General features: G+C 63.2%; 6 protein-coding genes. 4 read left to right on the top strand and 2 right to left on the bottom strand.

Translation table 11 applies throughout. The features are described 5' to 3' along the window. Positions 1-143 precede the first annotated feature (143 nt). Positions 144-923, bottom strand: coding sequence for an alpha/beta fold hydrolase (locus tag LQK84_RS23925; RefSeq protein WP_230831312.1), 780 nt, complete (start codon positions 921-923; stop codon positions 144-146). Positions 924-1,116: 193 nt separating this feature from the next. Here LQK84_RS23925 and LQK84_RS23920 point away from each other — a divergent pair, with 193 nt between their 5' ends. From LQK84_RS23920 to LQK84_RS23905, 4 genes are all read left to right on the top strand, one after another. Then, the gene (locus LQK84_RS23920; protein ID WP_230831311.1) at positions 1,117-2,433 is read left to right on the top strand and encodes a glutamine synthetase family protein; all 1,317 of its coding nucleotides are present in this window, start codon (positions 1,117-1,119) and stop codon (positions 2,431-2,433) included. 15 nt (positions 2,434-2,448) lie between these two features. Continuing rightward, positions 2,449-3,738 carry an NAD(P)/FAD-dependent oxidoreductase gene (locus LQK84_RS23915; protein WP_230831310.1) on the top strand — a complete coding sequence of 430 codons (1,290 nt, stop codon included), beginning with the start codon at positions 2,449-2,451 and terminating at the stop codon, positions 3,736-3,738. 106 nt (positions 3,739-3,844) lie between these two features. Next, the gene (locus tag LQK84_RS23910; RefSeq protein ID WP_230831309.1) at positions 3,845-4,090 is read left to right on the top strand and encodes a zinc-finger domain-containing protein; all 246 of its coding nucleotides are present in this window, start codon (positions 3,845-3,847) and stop codon (positions 4,088-4,090) included. 50 nt (positions 4,091-4,140) lie between these two features. Continuing rightward, complete coding sequence (locus tag LQK84_RS23905; RefSeq protein ID WP_230831308.1) at positions 4,141-5,316, top strand: FAD-dependent monooxygenase; 1,176 nt, start codon at positions 4,141-4,143, stop codon at positions 5,314-5,316. 20 nt (positions 5,317-5,336) lie between these two features. Here the strand turns inward: LQK84_RS23905 and LQK84_RS23900 are convergent, their stop codons facing one another. Further along, positions 5,337-6,545, bottom strand: coding sequence for a cystathionine beta-lyase (locus tag LQK84_RS23900; protein WP_230831307.1), 1,209 nt, complete (start codon positions 6,543-6,545; stop codon positions 5,337-5,339). Positions 6,546-6,624 lie beyond the last annotated feature (79 nt).

Raw genomic sequence — 6,624 nt, 5'->3', positions numbered from 1 at the left:
GCCACCCTGCGGCATCAGAGCATCTACAAAACTGAACTGACCTTCCCGACGAACTGACATCCCACCGCCTCCAGCCGCTGCAGAACCAGTGAATCATATCAGTGGAATTTTGCAACGGTCCCACAAGGGGCGAGGACGAACTCTCACGAATGCTTGTGCAGAAACTCCAGCGCCGCCTTCTTGAACACCCGATCCCCCACCGCCAGCATGTGATCCCGGTTCGGGATGTCCAGCGCCTCCGCATGCGGCATCAGCATGGCAAGTTCCTGCGGCGAGCCGGCAATGTCGTCCTTCGTGCCGACACCGATCAGCGCCGGCATGTCGATCTTGCCCATATCCTCGGCGCTCAAAAGGTCGCGCGAGGTGCGGATGCAGGCGGCGAGCGCGAGCCGATCGCTTTTCGTCTGGTCGGCAAAGGCGCGGAACATGCGGCCGCGTTCATGCGTGACGTCATCCAGCGACGGCGCCAGCAGCGCATCCGCAATCGGGTCCCAGTCGCCCACGCCCGTCACCATGCCGATCCCGAGCCCGCCCAGAATGATCGTGCGGATGCGATGCGGGAAGGCCAGTGCGGCAAAGCAGGTGATGCGCGCGCCCATCGAATAGCCCATGACATGGGCCTCCGGAATGCCGAGATGGTCGAGAAGCGCAATCGCATCCGACGCCATGGCCGGCGGGTGATAGAGCGAGGGCTGATGCGGCTTGTCGCTGCGACCATGGCCGCGATTATCAATCGCAATCACCCGGTATCCGGCATCCCCAAGCGTCTTCAACCAGCCCGGATGCACCCAGTTGACCAGTGCCGAGGAGGCAAAGCCGTGGATCAGCAGGATGGGATCGCCTGCCGGATCGCCTTCGTCGAAATAGGAAAGCTTGAGGTCGTCATGCTGGAAGGATGAAAAGGCGGGGGCGTTGAGATTCAAGGGTCTGGCTCCGCATGCGAAGAAATTGCGCTGTGTGAACAGTTCTTACCTATTGCAACTTTCCGATTTCGCAAGCCAGTTTCGACGGCCTTGGCGTGAAGATCGATCTTGCAAATTTGATCACATCATACGTAGATGCCGGGAGTAAGCCGTCATCTGGAGCCTTCCCTTGTCGCAGTCCGAAGCCACGCCCATGACCGAAACCAAAGCAGAGCCCTCGCATGTCTATGCCGCCATCACCGACATGAACGGCATTTTCAGGGGCAAGCGCGTGTCTGCGGAAAAGCTCGCCAAGCTGAAGAAGGAGGGCATCCGCATGCCCATGTCCTCCATCGGCGTCGATGTCTGGGGCACGGATACGGCGGGCACGAAGCTCACCATGGAGCAAGGCGACCTCGACGGCATCTGCGAACCGACCGGGCGCGGGCCACTCGATCTGGGGCTTGATGGACCAGTCCTGCCGCTCTCCATGCGCAAGGAAACCGGCGAGCCTTATTACGCCGATGGCCGGCATCTGCTGGAACTGGTTCTGGAGCGGTACAAGGCAGCAGGCCTGACGCCGGTGGTCGCGTCGGAGGTCGAATTCTATCTGCTCGATCCGGCCAGCGACGGCATCGCCCCTGCCCGCCCGAAAGCCGGCGGGCCGCCGCGCGAATTCGACAATATCTATTCGCTGGAAGAATTGAGTGACGCGGGCTCGTTCATAGACGATCTCTATCGAAGCGCCGCAGCCGCCGGCATTGAATTGGACGCGACGATTGCCGAAGGCGCTCAGCGTCAGTTCGAATTCAACCTCATGCATCAGGCCGATGCGCTGAAAGCGGCGGAAGACACGCTCTTCCTCAAGCACATCATCCGCAATGTCGCGCGCCGCCACGGCTATCTCGCCACCTTCATGGCCAAGCCCTATCCGGCAACGGCCGGCAGCGGACTGCATATCCACTTTTCCATGCTGGACGAAAACGGCCAGAACGTCTTCGATGACGGCACGGACAAGGGCTCGGATATCCTGCGCGCCGCCGTCGCCGGCCTGATGGACAGCATGGCCGATGCGACGCTGATCTTCGCACCGCATCTGAATTCCTATCGCCGCCTGTCGCCCGGCGGCCTCGCACCGACCACGGTCTGTTGGGGCTATGAAAACCGCACGGCGGCGATCCGCATTCCGGGCGGGCCGCATCAGGCGCGGCGCATCGAGCATCGCGTCGCTGGCATTGATACGAACCCCTTCCTCGTGCTCGCCGCCATCCTCGGCGGCGCGCTGGACGGCATTGCCCGAATGCTGACGCCGGCCGAGCCCGTCACCAGCAATTCCCACGAACTCGATCTGCCGAAACTGGCGAAGGACTGGCGGCAGGCGCTGGAGCGCTTCGAGACCGCCGACAGCATGAAGCGTATCCTGCATCCCGAATTCGTGACCTGTTTCGCCGCCGCCAAGCAGCAGGAACAGGATGTCTTTGCCGCGCAGGTGACCGACCTCGAAATCGCCACCTATCGCCTCAGCGTCTGACCACGGAGCCCAGCCATGGCCGAGACCTATTGCAACTCCTATTATGCCGCCACGCGCAACACGATGGCGCCCTTCCCGCGCCTTGACCGCCGACTGGAGGTCGATGTCGCCATTATCGGCGGCGGTTTCACGGGCGTGGCAACGGCGGTGGAGCTGGCCGAACGCGGCATCTCGGTGGCGCTTCTGGAAACCAATGTCATCGGCTGGGGCGCATCGAGCCGCAACGGCGGGCAGATCACCGGATCACTCTCCGGTGACAAGGCGATGCTCAAGCAGTTCGGCCGGGTGCTCGGGGCCAAGGCTGAGGATTTCGTCTGGGACCTGCGCTGGCGCGGCCAGCGCATCATCCGCAATCGCGTCGAGAAATACGGCATCGCCTGCGACTTGAAATTCGGCCACATGCAGGCCGCCTGGCAGCCCTCCCACATTCCCGAACTGGAAGCCATGTACAAGATGGCGGTGGCGCGCGGCATGGGCGACGAGGTCGAGATGGTCTATGGCAAGGCCGTGCGCGACGTCATCGGCACCGACCTTTATGCCGCCGGCCTGATCAACCGCCGCAACATGCATGTCCATTCGCTGAACCTCTGCCTTGGCGAGGCGGAGGCGGCGCGAAAGCTCGGCGTGCAGATCTTCGAAGACACGAAAGTTCTCGATATCCGTCACGGCAAGCGCGTGGAACTGGTCACGGCGGGCGGATCGGTCGTCGCCGACAAGGTGCTGCTCGCCGGCAATGCCTCGCATCATCTCGAACGTTTCAAGCTCGCAGGCCTGCTCTTCCCGGCCTCGCTCGGCATCGTCACGACGGAGCCGCTGTCGGAAGACGTGGCCCGCGCCATCAATCCGCAGGACATCGCCGTCTACGACACGCGTTTCGTCCTCGACTATTACCGTCTGACCGCCGACCGTCGGCTGCTCTTCGGCAGCGGCACCAACTATACCGGCCGCGAGACGCCGAATCTGGCCGACCAGCTCCGCCCGGCCATCGAAAAGACCTTCCCGCAATTAAAGGGTGTGCGCGTCGATTTCGCCTGGCAGGGACAGGATGGAATCACCATCAACCGCATCCCCCAGCTCGGACGCGTCAGCGACAATGTCTTCTACGCGCAGGGCTATTCCGGCCATGGCGTGGCGACATCGCATATCGTCGGCGAGATCATGGCTGAAGCGCTGACCGGCAACCCGCGCGACTTCGATATCTTCGCGAGCGCCTGGCATTGGCGGTTTCCCGTCGGACGAACACTCGGCAACACGGCGCTCGCCATCGGCATGTGGTATTTCCAGCAGCTGGAAAAGCGGCGCTGAGTTTCGGGGCAAAGTTGCTCGCGCCCCCTACACATTTGTGCAGTGCCGTATTAATGTCCCGCTCAAATCTTGATTTGAAATCAGCAGAGCGCATTCGGAGGCATTCATGGCCGGTCACAGCATTCCCCATTTCCAGAACGACGGCGGCCATCGCGTCATCGAGGTCGGCGTGAAGGAATTCATGTGCACGGGCGCGTCCGTGCCGTTTGACCATCCGCATATCTACATCGACATGGGCGCCGACAGCGAGAAGGTCTGCCCCTATTGCTCGACGCTCTACAAGTACAATCCGTCGCTGAAGGAAAATCAGACCAACCCTGCGGGCTGCGTCTTCCTCGTCAAGGCAGCCTGAGGCGTTCGCGCCAGGGCGCAACTTGAATTTCCAGACAGGCAGGTGACGGGATGGCCCTCCAGTCAGCGATTGTCGTCGGCGCCGGTGTTGCGGGATTGACCGCAGCCCTTTCGCTTGCCGAAACCGGTATGCGCGTGACGGTTCTCGAACAGTCCGTGCAGATGAGCGAAGTGGGCGCAGGCCTGCAGATTTCCGCCAACGGTGCGCGCGTTCTCGACAGGCTCGGCGTTCTGCCGCTTTTTTCGTCGCAATGGCTGCAACCCGAATGCGTGACGCTGGCGTCCGGCGCGACACTGGCCGACCTCGCCTCCGTGCCCCTCGGCCGCGCGGGTGCCGCGCGCTGGGGCGGCCCCTATGGCGTGCTTCATCGCGCCACGCTGCAGAGCGCGCTTCTGCGCAAGGTGGACGAGCATCCCCTCATTTCCCTGAAACTCGGAACCCGCATCGACAAGCCCTCGAAAGAGGCGCTTGAGGCTGAAGCCGGAACGCGAGCCGATCTCTTCGTCGGCGCCGATGGCGTCTGGTCGAAGATGCGCTCGCTGGTGGAAGGTGCCGGACAGGCAAGGTTCTCCGGCTTCGTGGCGTGGCGGTTCGTCATTCCCGAAAAGGATGCGCCGGCCTTCATCCCGAGGAACCGCGTGACGGCCTTTACCGGCGCGGATGCGCATGTCGTCTGCTATCCGCTGAAGGAAGTCGGCGCGATCAATCTGGTCGCCATTTCGGCGGGCGAGGATCCGGGCCCGGCCTGGTCGATCAGCCCGAGCGAAGAGCAGCGCCGCGACTTCGTGAAGCGCGCGCTTTCAGGCTGGAACGGTCACCTCTGCGAACTCCTTCTGTCGGCGCCGCAGCCGACCTGGTGGCCGCTCTTCGGCGTCGGCGACGGTCACTGGACCGACAGCCGCGACCTCGTTCTGATCGGCGATGCCGCGCACGCCATGCTGCCGTTTGCGGCACAGGGCGCGGTGATGGCGATCGAGGACGCCTATGATCTCGCCGGCATGGTGTCGTCGATGCCGATCGGCGCGGCCCTCGTGCATTATGAAGCGATCCGCCGCGCCCGCGTCGCCAAGGTCCGCGCCCGCGGCGACTTCAACCGCTTTGCCTATCATGCACGCGGTCCCGTCCGGCTGGCACGCGATGCCGTCTTTGCGCTGAGCCCTGCATCGCGGCTCGCCGCCAAGCTCGACTGGATCTACGGCTACAAGGCCGGCGAACAGCCGGCCTGACGGGCTCGGCTCGGCGGCGCTCAGGCGCCCAGCGATGCCACCGCGGCAAAGCCGCGCTCGAGATCGGCAATGATGTCCTCGACATCTTCCAGACCGATCTGCAGGCGGATGACCGGGCCTTCCGTCGGCGCCTTGCTGACCCTGCGGTCCCCCAACTTCACCGGCACGGCGAGGCTCTCATAGCCACCCCAGGAATAGCCAAGACCGAAGAGCTTCAGCGCGTCGAGGAAAGCCGCGGCCTTCGCATCGAATTGTGATGCTTGATCAACCTTCAGGACGAAGGAGAAGACGCCGCTGGCGCCCTTGAAATCCCGCTTCCACAGCGCGTGACCCGGAAAGCTGGGCAAGGCCGGATGCAGGACAGCTGCCACATCGGTCCGCGTCTCCAGCCACTCGGCAATCCTGAGTGCCGAGCGCTGATGGTGTTCGAGACGGATGCCCATGGTGCGCAGGCCGCGCAGGATCTGATAGGCATCGTCCGGCCCGACACAGAGCCCGAGCGCGGTATAGGCGGCAGTCAGCGCCGGCCAATATCTGGCATTCGCCGACACCGTCCCCAGAAGCACATCCGAATGACCGGAGGGATATTTGGTCGCCGCATGAATCGAGGCATCGACGCCGAAATCGAGCGGCTTGAAATAGAGCGGCGTCGCCCAGGTGTTGTCGATCGTCACGATGCAGTCATGCCGATGCGCCACCTCGACAATTGCCGGCACGTCCTGCATCTCGAATGTGTTGGAACCGGGAGCCTCCAGGTGGACCAGCCGGGTGTTCGGCTTGATCAACGCCTCGATCCCCGCGCCGATCCCCGGATCGAAATAGTCAACGCTGACGCCCAGCCGCTTCAGCATGCCGTCGCAGAAACGCCGGGTCGGGAAATAGACCGAATCCACGATCAGCGCATGATCGCCGGCAGAAAGAAAAGCGAGCAGCGGAAGGGTCACGGCGGCAAGGCCCGACGGCACGAGAACGGTCCCGGCGGAACCTTCCAGCGCATCGATCGCCGCGCAGAGCGCGTCGGTCGTCGGCGTGCCATGCGTTCCGTAGGTGTATTTCTGCTCGCGTTCCGGCGGCGCGGTCAGCGCCTCTGCATTCGGGAAAAGCACGGTGGAGCCATGGACCACCGGCGGGTTGACGAAGCCGTGAAAGTCGTGCGGGTCGTTGCCCAGATGACCAAGCCGCGTGTTGATGCCTGCCGTGTCGAGGATTTCTTTCTTGCCTGCGCTCATTCTCTGAAACTATCCGATCCCGACGAGACCTTGTGCACCGGTCAATCGCCATCATGCCTGAACTGGCCCTCCCGAAGGC

This window comes from Rhizobium sp. C4 (assembly GCF_021026315.1).
Classification (GTDB): domain Bacteria; phylum Pseudomonadota; class Alphaproteobacteria; order Rhizobiales; family Rhizobiaceae; genus Ensifer_A.
This window is presented reverse-complemented; position numbering and strand designations above follow the sequence as displayed.

Coding starts and splice junctions, on each gene's coding strand:
- LQK84_RS23905 (WP_230831308.1), top strand. CDS start 4,141: ATGGCCCTCCAGTCAGCGATTGTCGTCGGCGCCGGTGTTGCGGGATTG.
- LQK84_RS23915 (WP_230831310.1), top strand. CDS start 2,449: ATGGCCGAGACCTATTGCAACTCCTATTATGCCGCCACGCGCAACACG.
- LQK84_RS23910 (WP_230831309.1), top strand. CDS start 3,845: ATGGCCGGTCACAGCATTCCCCATTTCCAGAACGACGGCGGCCATCGC.
- LQK84_RS23900 (WP_230831307.1), bottom strand. CDS start 6,545: ATGAGCGCAGGCAAGAAAGAAATCCTCGACACGGCAGGCATCAACACG.
- LQK84_RS23920 (WP_230831311.1), top strand. CDS start 1,117: ATGACCGAAACCAAAGCAGAGCCCTCGCATGTCTATGCCGCCATCACC.